We start from the raw sequence: 18,611 nt of genomic DNA, 5'->3' as shown, positions 1-18,611 counted from the left end.
CCAGGGCGTTTTTATTTTTTCAAAAGTAATTAATCATCAGGAGGTAATACGTATGAAAAGATGGCTGGCAGTCATTTTTTCCGCTTTTTTGTTAGCGGGCTGCGGCAGTAGCAATGATCAGGCAGCTCCGTCAAAGGATGGGGTGGAAAATAAAGAGGAGCTCAAACATGTTTCCGTCGTTCTTGATTGGACGCCAAATACAAACCATACCGGCCTATATGTTGCGAAGGAAAAAGGTTATTTCGCCGAAGAAGGCCTTGATGTTGAAATTATCATGCCGGGTGAAGCTGGTGCCGATCAGCTGACTGCATCAGGAAAGGCTGATTTTGGGGTCAGCTATCAGGAAAGCATTACCCAGGCTCGTGTTCAGGGGGTTCCACTTGTTTCCATCGCGGCTGTCATTCAGCATAATACTTCTGGATTTGCTTCACCTGCTGAGAAAAATATTACTTCTCCTAAAGACTTTGCAGGCAAAACATACGGCGGCTGGGGCTCACCTGTTGAAAAATCAGTGCTTGATTCTTTAATGAAAATAGAAAAGGCAAATGTTGAAGACGTGTCGTTTATTAATATGGGAGATGCCGACTTCTTCACTGCTGTAAAAAGAGACATTGATTTCGCTTGGATTTACTACGGTTGGACAGGTGTAGAAGCCGAGCTTCGCGGGGAAAAGATTAATATGGTGTATTTAACCGACTATTCCGATAAGCTTGATTATTACACTCCAGTATTAGCAACGAATGAAAAAATGATTGAAAAAAATCCCGAAACAGTGAAGGCATTTATTAAGGCTGCTTCAAAGGGGTATCAATTTACAATTGAAAATCCAAAAGAAGCAGCTGATATCCTTTTAAAGGCAGTCCCTGACCTTGATCAGAAGCTCGTGATAAAAAGCCAGGAATGGTTAGCTCCGCGTTATCAAGATGATGCAGAAAAATGGGGAGTACAAAAACGAGAAATTTGGGAAAACTATGCAAACTGGATGTTGGAAAATGGGTTATTAGAAAAAGAATTAGACGCAGAAAAAGCGTTCACAAATGAATTTTTACCTGAGTAAGGAGAGAAATTATTATGGCTAATTCATTAGTAAGCATTCAAATTATTCCTAAAACAAAAGCAGGGGAAGACGTGATCCCGTATGTGGACGAAGCTATACGGATTATCGCCGAGTCAGGTGTGAAATATGAAGTCCATCCTTTAGAAACAACAATGGAAGGCGAATTAGAGCATCTATTTAAAGTGATAGCAAAGATGAACGAAAGAATGATTGAAATCGGCAGCAGTAATGTAATTTCACAAGTGAAAATTTTATATCAGCCGTCCGGGATTGAAATGGATAGCTTAACAGAGAAATACCGTCCATGAGGAAATTTTTATTAAAAGGGTGGAGACCAACGCTGGTTCTCCTCCTTTTATTCGTTATTTGGGAAGTGGCTGTTAAGCTGGCGGATATTCCGGGCTGGCTCCTTCCTCCGCCAACAGACATTTTTCAGGAAGTGATAACCGGCTGGATAAGCTTTCATCCCCAGCTGCTATCAACCATTAAGCTATCACTGCTTGGATTTGCGATTGGAACGAGCATCGGCCTGCTAACAGCTATTCTGCTCCATCTTCTTCCTATTATAAGGGAAGCGATTTACCCGCTGCTGATCCTTTCACAAAACGTACCGATTATTGTCCTTGCTCCTTTATTGGTCATTTGGTTTGGATTTGGTCTGCTGCCAAAATTAATCGTTATCACACTTGTTTGTTTCTTTCCGATAACCGTTGCTGCACTTGATGGCTTTAGGCAAACTCCGAATGAGCTGAAACATTATATGTTGATGGCGGGTGCTTCAAGGAAACAGCTTTTTTGGAAGCTTGAACTCCCTTTTTCATTGCCTGCCTTATTTTCCGGCTTAAAAATCTCGGCTACATATAGTGTGATGGGCGCAGTCATTTCAGAATGGCTCGGCGCCAAAGCAGGAATCGGGGTATATATGACACTTGCTTCTTCTTCCTTTAGAACAGATCGGGTTTTTGTCGCTATTTTTGCCATAATGGCTTTAAGTTTACTATTTTTTGTCATGATATTACTCGCAGAATATTTGCTTGTCCGCTGGAAAGCAAAGGAGGACGATAAAAGATGACTTTACTCTCCATTGAAAATATTTCTAAACGTTTTGGACAAAATGAAGTCCTAAAAGAGCTGGATTTACAGGTTAATGAAGGTGAGTTTGTCTCAATCTTGGGGCCGTCCGGGAGCGGAAAAAGCACAATCTTTCATTTAATCGGCGGATTGTTATCCCCGGACAAAGGCGCGATTCGATTACATGGGAAAAATATCAATGGAAAACGGGGGTCAATTAGTTATATGCCGCAAACCCCTTCGCTGCTTCCATGGAGAACTATTCTGCAAAATGTCATGCTAGGTCAAGAAATCCAAGGGAAAACAGATAAAGAAGTAGCGAAAGAGATGATTGAGAAAGCAGGCCTCGGTGAATATATTCATGCCTTCCCCCATGAATTATCTGGTGGAATGAAACAGCGTACCGCTTTTATTAGAGCCCTTTTAAGCCCCCAGCGTGTCATCCTTCTTGATGAACCATTTTCTGCATTAGACGAATTAACAAGGCTTGATATGCAAAAATGGCTGCTAGACATTTGGGGGATTCATCAGAAGACGATTCTTTTTGTCACACATAGTGTCGAAGAGGCTCTCTTCCTATCTGACCGGGTTTTAGTGCTATCACATAAGCCAGCTCATGTCGCTTTTCAGTTTACAGTCCCGTTTCCAAAGCCTAGGAATGAAAATCTCCTGCTAGATAATCAATTTTTGGAATGCAAAAGAACCATTCATTCTAGATTAAAAGGTGACATGAGTTCTAGCTCCCTACCCGTTTTGTAAATTAGGCTGTGTTAAATGTAGCTGTTGATTTCCGCTGCAGGCACTCAGCAAACGCGGGCGGTCGGGGAGCCTCCTCGTCGCTAACGCTCCTGCGGGGTCTCTCCTGACACGCTTCTCCCGCAGGACTTTGATTAATCATCCGCGAATAAACACCGCACGAAGGAAATGCGAATGCATTTTCGAGGATCTCGCGCCTTCCTCTACAATCAACAAGTGCAATTATCAACATTAAGCTTTAACATAGCCATAAATTAAAATAGCATGTCTAGATTTTGACATTCTATTTAATGTCAAAAAAGAAAAGCAGGAGAGACCCCTGCTTTTCTTTACCCTTTAGCAAAAACTAAAACAAGATGCACCTACGATTATAAGAAGGATAAACAGAACAACGATTAACGCAAAACCTCCTCCGAAGCCGCATCCTCCAAATCCAACTCCTCCGTATCCGCAGCCGCCATAGCCACCGTATCCGAACATAAAATATCCCCTCCTTTCTAGATTAAACTGTTTTCCATATAGTTAGTACGCGAAGCCTCCGAATCCCCAAGAAGCACCAATGATTATTAGCAAGATAAACAGTACAACTAGGAGGGCGAAGCCTCCGCCACAACCAGCAAATCCGTCTCCCATTTTCTAATACCTCCTTTTTTTGATTCCATATATCCTATTCACTTAACCCAAATTGTGCGATAGACGAACACACAATTTTTAGGTCAATTCACCACATAAAAAGAGGCCACTTCATTAAGTGACCTCAGCTTTTAATATGATATTTAGTTTTTTGCCTTCCAAAAAAAGACTAAAAATAGGTATTTATGAATCAAATTATTATTCTTCTTCGTCACTTACATCCTTTTGTCTCTTCGTGTTTTCCTTCATTTCAAAGGTTAACTGGTCAAGGCTTTGGCGGATATTTGATTTACCTGAAAAGTTTTCTAAAAGCTCTTTTATGTCAATGCCGGAAGAAGCTTTTAAGGTTTCCTGCATAGTGGACATCAAGTTTGTCGCATAGCCGGTTACTTTATTGGCTCCGCCATTTTTTCCGTCACTGCCAGTATCAACAATTGTGATCTTATCAATATTCGAAAGCGGGCTCGCAACTTGCTTCGCATATTCAGGAAGCATTTTCAAGACCATGTCCATAATGGCTGCCTGGCCATATTGTTCGAAGGCTTCTGCAATTTTCCGTTTCGCTTCTGCTTCGGCAAGACCTTTCAAGCGAATGATATCAGCTTCAGACTCACCCTGTGCACGTTGAGATTCAGCCTTCGCCAAACCATCCACCCTGACACGTTCTGCATCTGCGCGAGCTTGGGATTCAATCCGGTATTGATTGGAGTCTGCTTCAGCGAATTGCTTTTTCTTTTCAGCTTCTGCAGCCTGTTCGACGGCATAACGATCAGCGTCTGCCTTTTTCTTCACTTCGGAATCATATTGACGTTCTCTTCTTAAAATCTCTTTTTCTTCAAGCTCAATTTGCTTTTGTCGTTCAATAATCTTAATCTGCATTTCCTGCTCGGTAACTTCCTGTTTTGCACGGGCGGTCTCCAAATCATAAGCCTGGTCAGCACGGGCTTTAGCAATATCCTGATCCCTGCGGTAATCGGCCATTTTCATTTGATTTTCTTTTTCAGCTTCTGCAATTTCAGTTGCTCTTTCAAGCTCGGCTTTTTGAGCATCTTTAGCTGCTTCCGCACGCTTAATACGTGTTTCTTTTTCCGCTTCAGCGGTCGCGATATCTGCATCCCGTTTAACTTGTGCAATTCTCGGCTTCCCTAATGAGTCAAGATAGCCGTTTTTATCGCGAACATCTTTAATCGTGAAGGATACAATAATAAGACCCATTTTTGCCAAATCCTGTGAAGCAACCCTTTGAACTTCTTGAGAAAATTTATCCCTGTTTTTATAAATTTCCTCTACTGTCATTGAGCCCAGAATCGATCTCAAATGTCCTTCAAGAACTTCCTTCGCCTCATTTTCCCTGTCATCCTTCGACTTTCCTAGAAACTGTTCAGCTGCAGTTGCAATTTCTCCGATTGATCCGCCAATCTTTATAATCGCCGTCCCATCTGCCATGACAGGAACGCCCTGCTCGGTATAAACCTCTGGAGTAGAAACTTCTAGCTTACTAGACAAGAGACTTAATGGTTGTGCCTGCTGGAATACAGGCAGGACAAAGGTTCCTCCACCCCGGATGATCTTTATTTTATTACCTGATTCATCTACATGGACATTTTTCCTACCAAGATAGCTGCCCGTAACGATTAATGCTTCATCCGGTCCAGCCGTACGATACTTCGTAATAAAAACTCCCAATAAGGCAATTAATAAAAATGCAACAATTCCAATGACAATCCAAATCGTGAGCATACTTTTTCCTCCAATCTAAAATTCATCATGGGCAACTACATAAAGAGCCCCATTTTTCACATCGATGATAAGAACTCTTTTTCCTTCTTCTATTATACTATCATCAAAACTAGTAGCAGGCTTCGAAATTCTTCCACTAATGTTTTCAATTAGGACTTCACCAAAACCATTTTCAGGGATCGGAATGATTACAGTGCCTATTCGTCCTTTTAATGATTCCTCTGTGTAAACAAGCGATTCTTCCGCATTTGCTAATGGAATAAGTACAAATACATTCAGCAGTGTGTCCAAAATTAATGACGCTACTGCAGCGATTACCATGATTAATACACTTTGCATGGAAGTAAGTAATTCCAGTAAGTACCCAATTGCAGACATAAAGGTTAAAAATGCGAGTACCAGAACAGGATTAATTACCCCAGTTGCTTCTGAAATTCCTTCCATGACATCGCCAAAAAATAAATAAAGGATGATTAAAATGCCGGAAATAATCAGTGTGTATAAATAAATCGTTTCAATGTGCAAACCGAATAATTCCATCGTTATGCAGTCCTATCCAGATGTAAGGCTATTTCCCTCATCATCTTCATTTTTGTTAAATCTAAAATACTTTCGTTTGGAACATCATCTCGCTGATCCTTTTCATTCAGACTCTTAAATTTCAATATCATCCCCTCCTTTACCGTGTCCCATATTTCCAGCATACATTATATACGGATGGAAAATGGAAATGTTTCAAAATTCAGGAAAGGAATATTCAAGGAATAATTCACGGCCCATTTCTGTCATCACTGCCACTTTTCAAGCATACCATGTTCAAGTGTTAGAAATTAGCGGTTAAAAGTGGATATGGAGGTATTGTCGGGAAATGAGTAGATCCGAGAGGCACCTTGTTCAACCGAAACAATGGTTTTCAAAAAGTTTATTAATCCTGTTTCTCTTCTGTATTTCAGCCATTACAGCATTATATTTCTATTCTAAAAGCCTGATAAAAATCGAAGCCCCTAAAAAAGACTTGGGTCAGAAAATCATTATCAAGCTCCCATCTGGAGATCAAGTGTTTACCTATGAAAACTTAATTGTAAATGAGGATGGAAAGCTATATTACAAAGGCGATAGAAATACGGTCGATTTAACAGGCGGAATCGTGCTTATAGAGGAATGGGATTAAGAGACTTACAATTATGAAAGCTCTGTACCTCATGATGCAGAGCTTTTCCAAGAAATCAATAGAAAGGATAAAACGGATAAGCAAATGGAGGGTAAAATGGATAACCATAACCATAACCAAACCCGCCGCCAAGGACTGAACCCAAGGCCAATCCTCCTAATAAAAATGGCAAACCAAATCCAAAACCTCCAAAGAACGGTCTGCCGAATCCACCGAAGCCAAATGATCTAATTCTCTCATCCATTGGATTTATGGAATAGGGCAATACATTCATATCCAAAATTTCCAGCCTCCTCATATTTTCCTTTTTTGGTTTAGTACCCAATTTAATGATATGCAAATGACCATCTAATTTCTTGGGTGATTAACCTAAGAAAAGATAAGAAGGCTTGATCATATTTTCTTAATAAAAGACAAAACATTATTTTTCAAAACTAATAAATTATCGGTGCGCTTACTTGAACAAGCCTAATGACGAAGGAATAACCGGTGCAGTAAAGTAGGCCGACCAATATTTACCTACTAAGTTTAAACAGACGCTCTCGCATGTTTTTATCAAACGAACAACGGTTTTGCGAATCGAGACAAATAGTGAGCGTCTAACCTGCTATGCTGAGATATTAAGTAAGCATTTTGAGTTGAATATGGTCGTCTCAATGTATTAAGGGCTTTTACCATGCCTTCTTCTGTTTGAATCCCAATCCCATGGCCAAAATACAGCCCGCCTCCTAAATAGACAGCATTTTCTCCTCTCCATACCGGATGACCATAATCAGGATTATAGAAATAGACGACATCACCCGGAATGAAATCCCTGCCTTCCTTCGTAATTATCCCCAAATCATGATCATAGTTCCAATCCCAGACTAATAATCTCTGGAATAATGTATTGAAATAGCTTGTAGGAATCGAATCTAGAACCGCTTTATAATATATGATTATAATCGCTGTCGAGCATTCAAATGCATACTCCTTGCTATTTTTGAAAATATCCCTAATTGAATCTGAAGGTAAAACGTATGGATTCAACAAATAGCCATATATGATTTTCGTCCAAACTTGCGGATTAAATTTGGAAGTTGTAAATGGCGCAAATTTTGCCTGACTTCCATTAAGCAATCTTGCCGCTTTAATAATATTTTCTCTTAATTGGATGTCGAATAGCAATACATGAAGAGATTCGTATTGATGTGGGAAAGGACTATTCTCTAACGCAAGAAAGATTTCCCGCTGCACTCCTTGAAAACGGTTAATATTTGGTATTGGCTCATAATTGGTGATAACAATCACCTTGTTCCCCTCCCCCAAAAAGGATCTTATTTTACCTTATGGGTTGGTAGGCTGGAGGGTTCCAAATTTAAGTTGAATATAATCATTCGGCCTTTCTTACTTTCAACTTTACTGGATAAAAGCAATTTACTTTGACAAAGGTCCTATGTAAATGATAATTTATATAAAAAATAGGCCAATATCGGAATAGGTGAGACAATGAATAAAGAAATTATTAAATTCCTGCGCGAAAGCTATAATATGACGCAACGCGATTTTGCCAAGATTGTCAGTTGCAGTTTTTCACTTATCGCTTTAGTAGAAGTCGGTAAAAGAAGGGTGACTTCAGCTCTAGAGGATAAGATTAAAACAGCTTTCGATTTGGACGATCAACAGCTTGAATCCATTGCATCTGTCGTTTCTGAAATCAGTAAAGGGGTCCCTCCGTTTATGTGAGGGATGCTATCCAAATTTAGCAAGTCTAGCTATTGAACCAAGCCGTTTAGTTATCCAACAAATTATTTTTATTCCTCACTCCCTTTAACTATACTCATTAAAATAATAAACCTTCCTTTATTATTTTGAATAAGTTTCATATGAATGGATATGTTAATGTGGGTGGAGGTGAAACAAAAATGAATAACGATAATAACAAAAATCGTAATAAAGATAACAATAACAACAATGAATTAAACGATTTAAATGCAAACGTTGAGTTCGCAGCTGAAAACGATGCACAAGATTTTATGAACAACAACTGTAGTAATAAAAAAAACAATAATGAAAATAACAACAACTAATTACATTGAAAACATAAAGCATTCGAGCAGGGATGGCAAATGCCTTCTCTATTTATGTTTAACTTTATTCAGCATAAAACTCTAAACGATATAAGTGGCGAGATGAATGCAAATAGGTATCCAATTCAGTGGGGGTTCAAACGCCGGCTGAATAAAGTTCACCTCGGCGAGCCTTTAGATTTTTTAAAGAAATTTATCGAGCAAGCTAAGGTGAAAATTGGGCGCAAATACGCCATGGCGAATTTGATTCTATGTAAAATGGGATATAAAACCAAAAGCGCAAATGCCAATCGATGAATCAAGCGCCCCCATATCGGTTAAGTTAAACACGAGCAATTTAACAATTGCTCAAATAATCGTGGTGGGAGTGATGTATCATGGCAAGAAACAAACTTTTAGTTCCCGGTGCTGAAAATGTATTGGATCAAATGAAAGAAGAGATTGCGGGAGAGTTTGGAGTTCAACTTGGTGCTGATACGACCGCACGTGCAAATGGTTCTGTCGGCGGCGAAATGACTAAGCGACTTGTTGCCATGGGACAACAACAACTGAAGAATCAACAGGGGCAGTAATGTTGATTTTTTTCGAAGAGACCCTTTTTAGGGGTCTCTTTTCCAATGGCCCTTTCGCAAAACAAAGTGATTTTTACCGGTCAAATTGCTTATTTTCATTTAAAAATCCTTGAATTTGCATACTAGCTTTATCTAAACCTATGTATACTCTAGCTTCATAAACAAAAGCAAATAATACAGTACCAACAGCTAAGTGGAGCACTGCCCACGGAATATCAATAAGTGTTCCTACTGTGACTAACCCAATCAACATTTGAACGAATACGATCATTGCCATAACCATAAATCGTCTTTGGATAGGTACACCCCATTTTTTTGAAAATGCCCAAAACATAAGCAGCAAGATATAGATGGCCGAAGCTACGGCTAAACTTCGATGAATGGTTTGAAGAATTTCGGGAATTGTAACGGGAAAGAAAGACGACTGGCAATCAAGCCACCCGCAAGCCAAACCGTAATTCTCATGCTTAATATAAGCCCCAAAAGCGAGTGTTAAGAATAATAGAAGAATAATAACGTTAAGGTGAAAAACGATCGTTTTGCGTTTGCCTTCATTAACAGTAGAGTGATAGGAATGAATGGCATATCCGGTTTCCTCCAGCGAAAACTTTCTCCAAATCCAAATCACACAGGCCAAGAAAACCATTGCAATTAATAAATGAATTGAAACGACCGTAACCGGCAAATCTAGAACAACAACGACTGCTCCTAAAAGCACCTGGCCAATAAGCAAAGAAATCATGCCCCATGCTACAGACCGAGTGGTAGTATCAACTTCTGCACGTAATATTTTAATAAATAAAAGAATAGCCACTAAACCTAGAATCGCCCCGATCACTCGATGTGCAAATTCAATTAGCGTATCCCCTTTTAATACAGGAACAACTTCTCCATTACATAAGGGCCATTCGGGACCACATCCCATTCCTGAATTGGACGTAGCTACATAACCTCCAAATACAATTAAAGCGTATGTAATCATGATCGTTACGAATGCCAAGTGGTTTATTTTCAATACATTTGCCTCCTTAAAAGGAAAACTTTCGCGAGATATAATATTCCGATTATTCCGTTAGTATTAATATTGAAACTATATTATCAATAAACAAACAATATCTCGGTGATTTGAATCACAAAATAGCCCATTTTTATCAAGTATCTTGCCTTGGCAATGTTTCTTGCCATAAGAAATCCATTTTACCTACTATTCATGATTTTTATCACATACAAAATATATTTTCATGTTAAATTATTTATTGAATGGTAAGCGGTTATTATAATCAACAATACATTTCTAGCTACGGCTGAAGGGTCATTTCAGAGACATATTTAATTAGGGATCGACTGAATTGGCATAAAAGAAAGGATGGTTTAGAGATGACATTTTATAAAGTACTAAGCCAATATTATGATGATCTTTTTCCTAGTAATCCTGTACAAATGAATTTTATAAAAACATTTACAAAAAATAAAATCAAATTACTCGATATTGCAGCTGGCGCTGGTAACCAAGCGATTGAATTAGCAAAGGCTGGATATAAAGTAACAGCCATTGACCTAGATAAAAAAATGATCGGCCAAATAGAACAAAAACGGGTGGATTATCAAGTGGATTTATCGTCCTTGCAATTAGATATGAGGGACATCGATCATTTTAATGACCAATCCTTTGATACTGCCATTTGTATTGGAAACTCCATTGTTCATTTAAAATCATATGAAGAAATAAAGAAGACCCTATATAAAATATGGATGTAATAGCTGAGGATGGCGTTTTCATTATTCAAACTGTCAATTATGATCGCATCCTTCAACAGAATATCACAGAATTGCCAGTTATTGATTTGCCGGACAAGGGAATTAGTTTTAAGAGAACGTATGACCATTTCGAGGATAAAATCAAATTCAATGGAATACTTTCGGTCAATTCCCCCACCGAAACACAGACTTTCACGAATAGTGTCGAATTGTATCCATTCGTTTCAGATGAGCTTAATGAAGGTCTAAAATTAGCTGGTTTTAAGCAAGTTCAGTTATTCGGTGATTTTAAAGGAGCTGAATATACGCCCGACTCTCCGGCCTTAATCGGTGTTGCTCATAAATAATGGTTGGTTCCCGTAATACCGGACACAATGAAAATTCCCCTGCCACTTAAATTGACAGGGGAATTTCCACTTTGAATAAAGTGAATTTAACATCAGTTTGGTTTTACTCTGATGTCTAGCTATTTCAAAGTTGCCTCACGATCTCACTAAAGTAAGATGACGATGCTACCATTGTTTTTGATCAGCTTCCAATATTAGCTTCGTTAAGATTTGTGTTCCATATATCAATGCTTCATGGTTAAATGTCATCTTCGGATGATGAAGACCAGGCGCCAGATCGCAGCCTAATCCAATCATTGTAGCTGTGATTTCCGGGTTCTTTAATGTATAGAAATGGAAATCCTCCGCACCCGGTGAATTACATACTGGTTCAAAATTCTCTTTTCCGAGAACGGAAATGATTGCCCGCTTGCCAAGTTCCATCGCTTTTGAATTCTTTATGGCAGCCGGTGAAAATTCCACTAGGCTTGATTCAATTTCTGTTTCTGTAAGTTCGGCGATTTTTTGAATCGTATGCTGGGCTTTCTCGATTAACTTATCCATCGTTTCATTCGTTTCTGCTCTTAAATCGAATGTAAAGTTTACTGTTTCCGGAATTAAATTCGCCGCTACACCGCCATGCAGCTCCGTTATTTTTATAGAATAATGATGATCATCACGCAAACGGATCTGACGTATCGCCTGAATTAAAAAGGCCGCTGCCTCAATCGGGTTATTCCCTTGTTCAGGCCTTGCCGCATGTGCCTGCAACCCTTTAATAATCCCTTTTAAACTTACCGTAGACCCATGGAGAATAGCCGGTGCAGCCCTATTAAAAGGGATTTCAATTGCCGGGCGCAAATGAATCCCACCAAGAAACTTTACATTCCTCATGGCCCCTTCTTCCATCATCTTCAGCGCACCCTCCGCCTTTTCTTCCGCGGGCTGGAAAATAAATCGAACCGTATGTTTAAGTGTTTGCTGTGATTTCACTAATGCAAGCGCCACAGCCAACACCATCGTACTATGGGCATCATGTCCGCATGAATGGTTCGGCCGTACCACTCCGTCTACTTCCTGAACTAAGGCATCCATATCTGCACGTAGCGCAATCACTTCCGAGTTATCGCCTTCGATCTCTGCGATCAAACCAAAATGTCCTTCAAATGTTTGCACCTTTAACCCGGCATTTACAAGCAGCTTCCGAATATAATTAGAGGTTTTTTCCTCTTCCCAGCTAGGTTCAGCAAGCTGATGAAGCTCTTGATATGTTTGAAAAATAAATTCTCGCTGTTGATTGATATAGCTAATAGGGTCCTTCTTCAATTAATTGTACCTCCCTTAATCATTCACTATTTGTAGATATTAGAATGATTATTAATCTTATTTACAATTATTCTAGAAATAACTCTTGGCCTGTGTACAAGTGCTCCAATTTTTGCTGACGCTTGCTGATTCTTTTATGATCCCGGTGCTGTATACCTGCAATGATGACCTCAAGCAAGCTAACAACGGAAGCAATCGAGTGATCGCCTGATTCCATCAGTTCTTCGGTCGTTAATGTGATATCTGCAAGTTGGCCGACTGGTGACAATTGTCTATTCGTAATCACAACAATTCGAGTTTTTTGCTTTTTTGCTAAGTTTACTAGCTTAATAGTCTCTTTTCTATAGCGAGGATAGGAAAAAATCACAGCAACAGATTTCTCTGTTAAATCACATAAATCCTCTGGTAAAAAACCGGTTGGACTGGAGATTAACACATTTTCTCTCTGCTGCTTTAATGTGAAATAAAACCAATAAGCGGCGGCATAAGAACTGCCAAAACCGCCAATATAGACTCGGTCTGCCTGAATAATTTCATCCACTGCATCCCATGTCTCTTTCGCATTTAATTGTTGCAATAATTGCTCCAATATTAATCGTTCTTTATCAACGACTTTATTGAATAATTGTTCTTCCTCAACATCTTCTTGTTGTGATGGGTTACTCACACCTACTACAGGCTGTTTGTTTGATAACCACTCTCGGCGAACCACCTCCTGCATTTGGGAATAACCGCTAAAACCTAACGCATATGCTAGCCGAATAACGGTCGTTTCACTTACTCCAACCTTTCGACCAACTTGAAAAGCAGTAAGTAATAACATATCATCCATGTGCTTCATGTAAAATTCAGCCACTTTTTTCTGACCTGCAGATAAAGAAGAAAAGTTTTCTTTAATGATTCGGGTTAATGTATTTTGGTTCATATGATCTCCTTTCGGAAATAAAGAAGGGAAAACTTCATAACTAACATTATAAAGCACTTACTTCATACTCAAGATTATTCCTATAATTCTAAATATCCAAATATAAGACTTTAAAGAAAAGCCTTGCGGAAGAGAAGATGAGTTATACTAATGACATTTGAATTTTTTCCTATTTTACATGTATTTATATAAATACCGGCCGAAGATCAAGACAATATTACTGTTGAAAAGAAGAAAAAGGAAAAGCCCAATAGAAGGACAATGCCGCCTTTTGAGCTTTCTTTTTTAATTCTTCTTTAATAACAGTATCTTCCCTGAAAACCTTGTTTAGATAACCCTTTTTAGAAAACTTTTTAATCGCTCACTTTTTGGATTGCTAAAAAGATGAACAGGTGACCCTTGCTCTTCAATCACACCATCACACATATAAATCACCCTGTCGGCGACTTCTTTAGCAAACAACATCTCGTGAGTCACAACGAGCATTGTCATTCCTTCCTCAGCCAATGTCTTCATAACAGCGAGAACTTCACTTACCAGTTCAGGGTCAAGTGCAGAAGTAGGCTCGTCAAACAGCATAATTTTGGGACTCATCGCCAATGCTCGAGCAATCGCTACTCGCTGCTGTTGTCCTCCGGAAAGCTTTCGTGGATAAACATCCTTTTTATCTCTAAGGCCCACTTTATCTAGTAGGGATAATGCATTTTCAACTGCTTCATTCTTATTTTTCTTTAAAGCCCGGATAGGGGCTTCAATAATATTTTCTAATACTGTCAAGTGGGGAAATAAGTTAAACTGTTGAAACACCATACCCACTTCACGGCGAATTTGCTGAATACTTCGCGCCGAATAGTTTAAATCCGTTCCGTCAATCATAATTCGCCCACTAGATAAGGTTTCGAGTCCATTCAGGCAGCGAAGGAGTGTGCTTTTCCCTGAACCGCTGGAGCCAATAAGAGCGACTACCTCTCCAGGAAAAACTTGTAAATCAATGCCCTTTAAAACTTCCAGCTCGTTAAAACTTTTATGAACATTTTCAATCTCAATAATAGGATTATGCTGATCCTTCACTGTTTTTGACACAATCTTTCCCCCTTAACGCTCACTCATAGACATTCTAAATTCTACCTTCCTTAAGACAAATGTGAAAATCGTTGTCATGAATAAATAAAAAATAGCAGCGGTAATATAGAATTCGATAAATGCATAATTTGTCGATGCAAACCTCTGTGAAGTCATCATCAATTCCGATACGGTTACAAGGGAAGCAAGAGATGAATCTTTAAGTAAAGTAATCGATTCGTTGCCAATAGCCGGTATACTTACTCTTAATGCCTGTGGAAGAATAATTCTTCTCATAATGGTTGGATAGCTCAATCCCAAGGACTGAGCTGCTTCCATTTGCCCCTTAGGGATGGACAATATTCCTCCCCTCAATATTTCGGCAATATATGCTCCCGCATTAATTCCAAGTGCGCATACAGAGGCAACGAATGGGCTCAATTCTATACCGATTTGCGGAAGTCCAAAGTAGACTAAGAATAGTTGGACTAAAAGGGGTGTCCCTCGTAGAGTCCAAATGTAAAAGTCTGCAAACAAAGACAATGGTTTAAACTTCGAAATTTTCATAACAACGATTATAATTCCCAGAACTAATCCTAATATTAATGAAAGGATCGCGATCTCCAGCGTAGTAACAGATGCCTCGAGAAGAAATGGAATATATTTTTTGACAAGAGAAAAGTCTAACATCATTTATATCTCCTTATCGGATGTCTTTTCCGAACCATTTTTTGCTAATTTCTTCATAGGTTCCGTCGTTTTGCATATCTGCAATGATCTTATTGATTTCTTCACGAAGGTCAGTATCTTCTTTACGGATTGTTATCCCCGCTTCCTCAGTGTTCAATAGACCGTCAACTGCTAGAAGTGTATAGTTTCTTTCAAGAATAATCTTGGCACCAACACCTTGATCTGTTGAAACACCATCAAGGCGACCATTAATCAAGTCCTCAAATGCGAGGAAATCATTCTTGTATAATTTTACGTCCGCTTCATGCTCTGTAACCATTTCTGCAGCGGTCGTTGAAATCGTTACACCTATTTTTTTCCCCTTCATATCTTCTGGCACTTTTATAGCAGAATCTTGTGGAACAAACAACTGGTTTCCAGTAGTGAAATACGGGTTGCTAAAATCGACTTTCTTCTTTCTTTCTTCTGTAATAGCCATATCAGACACGATAATATCAAATTTCTTGCCTGTTAATGCAGGAATCATACTATCCCATGGGATTGGTAAAAGTTCAGCTTTCACATCTAATCTTTTTGCTATTTCCTGTGCGATGTCCACATCAAAGCCTTCTAATTGATTACTTTCGTTGATGAAGTTATATGGAGGATAAGCTCCTTCCATTGCAATTTGAATTACGCCCTTGCTTTTAATAGCCTTAAGTGTTGCCCCCCCGGCTGAATCGCCACCTTCTTTGTTACCGCCGCACGCCGCCGTAATAAGGACAAGAACGATCATACATACGCCAAGCATAAACTTTTTCATATTGATACCCCTCTTTTTCTAATTTTTGTTACTTGATGAAGCTTCCTAATCTAGCAGACTTGTAAAGATTTTCTTACCAGACAAGAGTATCCATTGCCTTTTACTAAGATGCAGGAAATACTTCTCATTTTTTAAATTATTGCATAAATTCCTTTATTTAAGTTAATTATACTCTATTAATTTGAAATTTTGAAACGATTTTTAAAAATTTACTTTTATAGATTAAGCAATATAAAAATATATTCATTATTGCCCGGTATCGGACTCATAAAGTGAGTCTTTTCGTTAAGGGTCTCAATGCCCGACCGGTATCCTGACCATTCTGTTATTCAGCGGATTATTGCGAAGATGGAAAGCCTCGGGAAAAAGAAGAAGATTTCATTATATAATGGCATTTGTGTTTTTGGGGGTTATGATTTTTCATGTATTTATCTAAAACAAACAGTGAGCAGTTAGCATCAAAAAATGCGTAAAAAAAGCTCAGTAAGCGGGCAGTACCGCTTTCTGAGCTGTCTTTCTTTTCTATGTGAGTTCGATTTGACGTGTTTCCCTGCCTAAGAAAGCAAGTGTGATAACACCGACAACAATGCTCGCACAAAATAGACCAAAAATGAAACCAATTGAATAACCTGCAGCAACAAGTGAGCCAACGAGAAGTGGTCCAAGGATACCTCCTACCCTTCCGATGGATGCAGCCATTCCGGCGCCAGTTCCGCGGATAACGGCTGGATATTGTTCAGGTGTGTAAGCATACAACGCACCCCATGCTCCGAGGTTGAAGAACGACAATAAAATGCCGGAGCCGATAAGTACAGCAGTCGTTTCGGCGTTCCCGAATACAAGTGCCGAACCAGCGGTACCTAGTAAATAGGTGACAAGCACAAATTTTCGTCCCATTCGTTCAATAAGCCACGCAGCGGTAAAATAACCTGGGAGCTGAGCAAGAGTCATGATCAGCACATATTCGAAACTTTGGATCATACTGAACCCTTTCATGACCATGACACTCGGCAGCCATAAGAACATTCCGTAATACGAAAAAACGACAGTGAACCAGACTATCCAAAGTACGAAGGTGGAGCGGGAATATTTTTTCGACCAGACTTCACGCACGTTTTGTCCAATCGTTCGTTTTTCTACTTTCTTTGGTGAAAACGCCGGTGAATCCGGCAGGTTAAGACGCAAGTAAATTGCATAAAAAGCAGGAAGTGCACTAAGTATAAGTGCGATTTGCCAGCCAAATGATGGAATCACAAAGTATGAAATAAGTGCAGCAATCAACCAGCCAAACGCCCAAAAGCTTTCAAGTAGAACTACAACGCGTCCGCGTTCTTTAGCAGGCACACTTTCCGAAACGAGTGTAGAGGCGACAGGCAATTCCCCACCTAGCCCCATACCGACGAAGAAGCGCAATATAAGAAATGCAGCAAGTGTTGTTGTCAATGCAGAAAATCCGCTTGCAAGTGAAAACAAGAGCAATGTAATAATAAAAATATTCTTTCTGCCAATTCGATCTGCCCACAACCCAAAAAAGAGCGCACCAACGGCCATCCCGATTGAGTTAACACTGCCGATCCAGCCCATCTGTTCCGGTGTCAAACCCCAATCCGCTTTAAGTGCTACGATAATAAACGAAAGCATGCCGACATCCATTGCATCGAACATCCAACCGAGCCCTGCGATGCCAAGCAGCTTTTTCTGAGAAATTGTTTTTTCTGCCACGGTGTTTACCTCCATTGTCTTGACAGTTGTCATTACTAGTTTACTATAGACGGATACAGTAGAAAAAACAAGGAGATTTTTATTAAACGTCAGTTTTTTTTAGGCAATTCATCCCAATGTTTATACAGACTTACGGGAACATAAACGCCCGGTTCGTTTCCGGCTTCTCTTTTAGGATAACCAAAAAATAAAAAATTCGAACCAATATCGTATCATATGACACGTTTGGATCGATCACTTTGAATGGTACCTTATACTTGAATGGATTAAGGTTGATTACATAGATGTTTTTCTATCCTCTTACTTGTTCGACGTTCATCGCTCATTCCTACAATTCAGCCAATAGTTCGCTGTCCTGATTTTTCTTCCGATAATCAGCGGCAGAAGCATCTTCAGCCATGGTAGTTCTTGATGGTTTTTGAACATTAACTTTCTGCGAATATTTTCTCCAATGTACCATGAAGGCACTTAAATCAAACGCATAGAATTCGAATCTGGCACTTCAAAGGAAATGATCTTTATCTTCTCTAATATAAAATATTGTGGGAAAGTGGTAGGTTTCTGAAAGGAGCAGCGGGTAATTTAGAACAATTGTAGTTGGTATTTTCAGATAGGAATTACTCCAGTAGGGGGATTATTGGCATTTATTAAATTTCGAGCATAAAATTTACCTTCTTTCAAAAAATATAATGACAAATGACAAGGAGTGAATCGCATGGATGTGAATCGAGTGAAACAAATTCTTTCTTCACCAGCGGAAATAGACGTAAAATACAATGGTACTTCTGTTTGGATCGATCAATTAAATGAAGATGGCAGAACGGCAACAGTCCATTTACGGGGTCCTCTTGAGGAAAGATCAAATGTGGAAATCTCAGAGCTAGAAGAAGATTAATAAATTGGCCACTCTTAAATAAAAAGGGTGGCTAAT

General features: G+C 39.2%; 26 protein-coding genes. 12 read left to right on the top strand and 14 right to left on the bottom strand.

Translation table 11 applies throughout. The annotated features are described in order from the left end of the window. The first annotated feature begins 52 nt into the window (after nucleotides 1–52). Genes BGM26_RS00950 through BGM26_RS00935 form a run of 4 tightly spaced genes read left to right on the top strand, consistent with a single transcriptional unit; the run spans nucleotide 53 to nucleotide 2,887 of the window. Nucleotides 53–1,057 (top strand): ABC transporter substrate-binding protein, encoded by a 1,005-nt coding sequence (locus BGM26_RS00950; protein WP_217037860.1) that lies wholly within the window; start codon nucleotides 53–55, stop codon nucleotides 1,055–1,057. A gap of 14 nt (nucleotides 1,058–1,071) precedes the next feature. Then, nucleotides 1,072–1,365: a thiamine-binding protein gene (locus BGM26_RS00945; RefSeq protein ID WP_217037859.1), complete on the top strand. Its 294-nt coding sequence runs from the start codon at nucleotides 1,072–1,074 to the stop codon at nucleotides 1,363–1,365. Beyond that, nucleotides 1,362–2,129 carry an ABC transporter permease gene (locus BGM26_RS00940; RefSeq protein WP_217037858.1) on the top strand — a complete coding sequence of 256 codons (768 nt, stop codon included), beginning with the start codon at nucleotides 1,362–1,364 and terminating at the stop codon, nucleotides 2,127–2,129. Before BGM26_RS00945 ends, BGM26_RS00940 begins: the two co-directional genes overlap by 4 nt. Beyond that, nucleotides 2,126–2,887: an ABC transporter ATP-binding protein gene (locus BGM26_RS00935; RefSeq protein ID WP_217037857.1), complete on the top strand. Its 762-nt coding sequence runs from the start codon at nucleotides 2,126–2,128 to the stop codon at nucleotides 2,885–2,887. The genes BGM26_RS00940 and BGM26_RS00935 overlap by 4 nt, the downstream gene beginning before the upstream one ends. Nucleotides 2,888–3,220: 333 nt before the next feature. Here the strand turns inward: BGM26_RS00935 and BGM26_RS00930 are convergent, their stop codons facing one another. From BGM26_RS00930 to BGM26_RS21625, 5 genes are all read right to left on the bottom strand, one after another. Then, a complete protein-coding gene (locus BGM26_RS00930) occupies nucleotides 3,221–3,364 on the bottom strand; it encodes a YjcZ family sporulation protein (protein ID WP_217037856.1) in 144 nt (47 codons plus the stop codon). A 42-nt stretch (nucleotides 3,365–3,406) separates the two neighbouring features. Then, entirely contained in the window at nucleotides 3,407–3,517 is a 111-nt protein-coding gene (locus tag BGM26_RS00925) for a YjcZ family sporulation protein (protein WP_217037855.1), read from the bottom strand. A 198-nt stretch (nucleotides 3,518–3,715) separates the two neighbouring features. Next, nucleotides 3,716–5,257, bottom strand: a complete 1,542-nt coding sequence (locus BGM26_RS00920) for a flotillin lipid rafts scaffold protein FloT (protein ID WP_217037854.1) — start codon at nucleotides 5,255–5,257, stop codon at nucleotides 3,716–3,718. 15 nt (nucleotides 5,258–5,272) lie between these two features. Next, on the bottom strand, nucleotides 5,273–5,797 hold the full coding sequence (locus BGM26_RS00915) for an NfeD family protein (protein WP_217037853.1): 525 nt from the start codon (nucleotides 5,795–5,797) through the stop codon (nucleotides 5,273–5,275). Nucleotides 5,798–5,799: 2 nt separating this feature from the next. Further along, on the bottom strand, nucleotides 5,800–5,922 hold the full coding sequence (locus tag BGM26_RS21625) for a hypothetical protein (protein WP_302053208.1): 123 nt from the start codon (nucleotides 5,920–5,922) through the stop codon (nucleotides 5,800–5,802). Nucleotides 5,923–6,125: 203 nt separating this feature from the next. Here BGM26_RS21625 and BGM26_RS00910 point away from each other — a divergent pair, with 203 nt between their 5' ends. Then, complete coding sequence (locus tag BGM26_RS00910; protein WP_217037852.1) at nucleotides 6,126–6,428, top strand: hypothetical protein; 303 nt, start codon at nucleotides 6,126–6,128, stop codon at nucleotides 6,426–6,428. Between the two features lie 55 nt (nucleotides 6,429–6,483). Here BGM26_RS00910 and BGM26_RS00905 read toward each other — a convergent pair whose 3' ends face one another. Together BGM26_RS00905 and BGM26_RS00900 are read right to left on the bottom strand one after the other, a co-directional pair. After that, nucleotides 6,484–6,702, bottom strand: a complete 219-nt coding sequence (locus BGM26_RS00905) for a hypothetical protein (RefSeq protein ID WP_217040581.1) — start codon at nucleotides 6,700–6,702, stop codon at nucleotides 6,484–6,486. A gap of 281 nt (nucleotides 6,703–6,983) precedes the next feature. Then, complete coding sequence (locus tag BGM26_RS00900) at nucleotides 6,984–7,718, bottom strand: protein-glutamine gamma-glutamyltransferase (RefSeq protein ID WP_217037851.1); 735 nt, start codon at nucleotides 7,716–7,718, stop codon at nucleotides 6,984–6,986. 198 nt (nucleotides 7,719–7,916) lie between these two features. Between BGM26_RS00900 and BGM26_RS00895 the strand changes: the two genes are divergently transcribed. From BGM26_RS00895 to BGM26_RS00880, 4 genes are all read left to right on the top strand, one after another. Continuing rightward, a complete protein-coding gene (locus BGM26_RS00895) occupies nucleotides 7,917–8,153 on the top strand; it encodes a helix-turn-helix domain-containing protein (RefSeq protein ID WP_217037850.1) in 237 nt (78 codons plus the stop codon). Nucleotides 8,154–8,332: 179 nt separating this feature from the next. Further along, the gene (locus BGM26_RS00890) at nucleotides 8,333–8,497 is read left to right on the top strand and encodes a hypothetical protein (RefSeq protein ID WP_217037849.1); all 165 of its coding nucleotides are present in this window, start codon (nucleotides 8,333–8,335) and stop codon (nucleotides 8,495–8,497) included. 39 nt (nucleotides 8,498–8,536) lie between these two features. After that, nucleotides 8,537–8,794 (top strand): hypothetical protein, encoded by a 258-nt coding sequence (locus BGM26_RS00885; protein ID WP_217037848.1) that lies wholly within the window; start codon nucleotides 8,537–8,539, stop codon nucleotides 8,792–8,794. A gap of 80 nt (nucleotides 8,795–8,874) precedes the next feature. Then, on the top strand, nucleotides 8,875–9,069 hold the full coding sequence (locus tag BGM26_RS00880; RefSeq protein ID WP_217037847.1) for an alpha/beta-type small acid-soluble spore protein: 195 nt from the start codon (nucleotides 8,875–8,877) through the stop codon (nucleotides 9,067–9,069). A gap of 73 nt (nucleotides 9,070–9,142) precedes the next feature. On the opposite strand, the gene BGM26_RS00875 is transcribed toward BGM26_RS00880, so the two are convergent. After that, the gene (locus BGM26_RS00875; protein ID WP_217037846.1) at nucleotides 9,143–10,084 is read right to left on the bottom strand and encodes a COX15/CtaA family protein; all 942 of its coding nucleotides are present in this window, start codon (nucleotides 10,082–10,084) and stop codon (nucleotides 9,143–9,145) included. Between the two features lie 362 nt (nucleotides 10,085–10,446). Here BGM26_RS00875 and BGM26_RS00870 point away from each other — a divergent pair, with 362 nt between their 5' ends. Next, entirely contained in the window at nucleotides 10,447–10,827 is a 381-nt protein-coding gene (locus tag BGM26_RS00870) for a class I SAM-dependent methyltransferase (protein ID WP_217037845.1), read from the top strand. Further along, nucleotides 10,818–11,174, top strand: coding sequence for a hypothetical protein (locus BGM26_RS00865; protein ID WP_217037844.1), 357 nt, complete (start codon nucleotides 10,818–10,820; stop codon nucleotides 11,172–11,174). The genes BGM26_RS00870 and BGM26_RS00865 overlap by 10 nt, the downstream gene beginning before the upstream one ends. A 165-nt stretch (nucleotides 11,175–11,339) precedes the next feature. On the opposite strand, the gene BGM26_RS00860 is transcribed toward BGM26_RS00865, so the two are convergent. The 6 genes from BGM26_RS00860 to BGM26_RS00835 all read right to left on the bottom strand — a co-directional run bounded on the left by BGM26_RS00860 (nucleotide 11,340) and on the right by BGM26_RS00835 (nucleotide 17,713). Continuing rightward, on the bottom strand, nucleotides 11,340–12,479 hold the full coding sequence (locus BGM26_RS00860) for an amidohydrolase (protein WP_217037843.1): 1,140 nt from the start codon (nucleotides 12,477–12,479) through the stop codon (nucleotides 11,340–11,342). Between the two features lie 67 nt (nucleotides 12,480–12,546). Then, complete coding sequence (locus BGM26_RS00855; protein ID WP_217037842.1) at nucleotides 12,547–13,404, bottom strand: MurR/RpiR family transcriptional regulator; 858 nt, start codon at nucleotides 13,402–13,404, stop codon at nucleotides 12,547–12,549. Nucleotides 13,405–13,731: 327 nt separating this feature from the next. Beyond that, a complete protein-coding gene (locus BGM26_RS00850) occupies nucleotides 13,732–14,454 on the bottom strand; it encodes an amino acid ABC transporter ATP-binding protein (protein WP_217040580.1) in 723 nt (240 codons plus the stop codon). 45 nt (nucleotides 14,455–14,499) lie between these two features. Next, on the bottom strand, nucleotides 14,500–15,156 hold the full coding sequence (locus BGM26_RS00845) for an amino acid ABC transporter permease (protein ID WP_217037841.1): 657 nt from the start codon (nucleotides 15,154–15,156) through the stop codon (nucleotides 14,500–14,502). 13 nt (nucleotides 15,157–15,169) lie between these two features. Then, the gene (locus tag BGM26_RS00840) at nucleotides 15,170–15,958 is read right to left on the bottom strand and encodes a transporter substrate-binding domain-containing protein (protein ID WP_217037840.1); all 789 of its coding nucleotides are present in this window, start codon (nucleotides 15,956–15,958) and stop codon (nucleotides 15,170–15,172) included. A gap of 522 nt (nucleotides 15,959–16,480) precedes the next feature. Continuing rightward, nucleotides 16,481–17,713, bottom strand: coding sequence for an MFS transporter (locus tag BGM26_RS00835; protein ID WP_217037839.1), 1,233 nt, complete (start codon nucleotides 17,711–17,713; stop codon nucleotides 16,481–16,483). Nucleotides 17,714–18,395: 682 nt separating this feature from the next. Between BGM26_RS00835 and BGM26_RS00830 the strand changes: the two genes are divergently transcribed. Then, nucleotides 18,396–18,575: an H-type small acid-soluble spore protein gene (locus BGM26_RS00830; protein WP_217037838.1), complete on the top strand. Its 180-nt coding sequence runs from the start codon at nucleotides 18,396–18,398 to the stop codon at nucleotides 18,573–18,575. Nucleotides 18,576–18,611 lie beyond the last annotated feature (36 nt).

The organism is Bacillus sp. FJAT-29790, assembly GCF_019039215.1.
Classification (GTDB): Bacteria; Bacillota; Bacilli; order Bacillales; family Cytobacillaceae; genus Cytobacillus.
The sequence above is the reverse complement of the archived record's forward strand: the minus strand, read 5'-3'. Positions and strand labels throughout refer to the sequence as shown.

Coding starts and splice junctions, on each gene's coding strand:
- BGM26_RS00950 (WP_217037860.1), top strand. CDS start 53: ATGAAAAGATGGCTGGCAGTCATTTTTTCCGCTTTTTTGTTAGCGGGC.
- BGM26_RS00945 (WP_217037859.1), top strand. CDS start 1,072: ATGGCTAATTCATTAGTAAGCATTCAAATTATTCCTAAAACAAAAGCA.
- BGM26_RS00940 (WP_217037858.1), top strand. CDS start 1,362: ATGAGGAAATTTTTATTAAAAGGGTGGAGACCAACGCTGGTTCTCCTC.
- BGM26_RS00935 (WP_217037857.1), top strand. CDS start 2,126: ATGACTTTACTCTCCATTGAAAATATTTCTAAACGTTTTGGACAAAAT.
- BGM26_RS00930 (WP_217037856.1), bottom strand. CDS start 3,364: ATGTTCGGATACGGTGGCTATGGCGGCTGCGGATACGGAGGAGTTGGA.
- BGM26_RS00925 (WP_217037855.1), bottom strand. CDS start 3,517: ATGGGAGACGGATTTGCTGGTTGTGGCGGAGGCTTCGCCCTCCTAGTT.
- BGM26_RS00920 (WP_217037854.1), bottom strand. CDS start 5,257: ATGCTCACGATTTGGATTGTCATTGGAATTGTTGCATTTTTATTAATT.
- BGM26_RS00915 (WP_217037853.1), bottom strand. CDS start 5,797: ATGGAATTATTCGGTTTGCACATTGAAACGATTTATTTATACACACTG.
- BGM26_RS00910 (WP_217037852.1), top strand. CDS start 6,126: ATGAGTAGATCCGAGAGGCACCTTGTTCAACCGAAACAATGGTTTTCA.
- BGM26_RS00905 (WP_217040581.1), bottom strand. CDS start 6,702: ATGAATGTATTGCCCTATTCCATAAATCCAATGGATGAGAGAATTAGA.
- BGM26_RS00895 (WP_217037850.1), top strand. CDS start 7,917: ATGAATAAAGAAATTATTAAATTCCTGCGCGAAAGCTATAATATGACG.
- BGM26_RS00890 (WP_217037849.1), top strand. CDS start 8,333: ATGAATAACGATAATAACAAAAATCGTAATAAAGATAACAATAACAAC.
- BGM26_RS00885 (WP_217037848.1), top strand. CDS start 8,537: ATGCCTTCTCTATTTATGTTTAACTTTATTCAGCATAAAACTCTAAAC.
- BGM26_RS00880 (WP_217037847.1), top strand. CDS start 8,875: ATGGCAAGAAACAAACTTTTAGTTCCCGGTGCTGAAAATGTATTGGAT.
- BGM26_RS00870 (WP_217037845.1), top strand. CDS start 10,447: ATGACATTTTATAAAGTACTAAGCCAATATTATGATGATCTTTTTCCT.
- BGM26_RS00865 (WP_217037844.1), top strand. CDS start 10,818: ATGGATGTAATAGCTGAGGATGGCGTTTTCATTATTCAAACTGTCAAT.
- BGM26_RS00855 (WP_217037842.1), bottom strand. CDS start 13,404: ATGAACCAAAATACATTAACCCGAATCATTAAAGAAAACTTTTCTTCT.
- BGM26_RS00845 (WP_217037841.1), bottom strand. CDS start 15,156: ATGTTAGACTTTTCTCTTGTCAAAAAATATATTCCATTTCTTCTCGAG.
- BGM26_RS00840 (WP_217037840.1), bottom strand. CDS start 15,958: ATGAAAAAGTTTATGCTTGGCGTATGTATGATCGTTCTTGTCCTTATT.
- BGM26_RS00835 (WP_217037839.1), bottom strand. CDS start 17,713: ATGACAACTGTCAAGACAATGGAGGTAAACACCGTGGCAGAAAAAACA.
- BGM26_RS00830 (WP_217037838.1), top strand. CDS start 18,396: ATGGATGTGAATCGAGTGAAACAAATTCTTTCTTCACCAGCGGAAATA.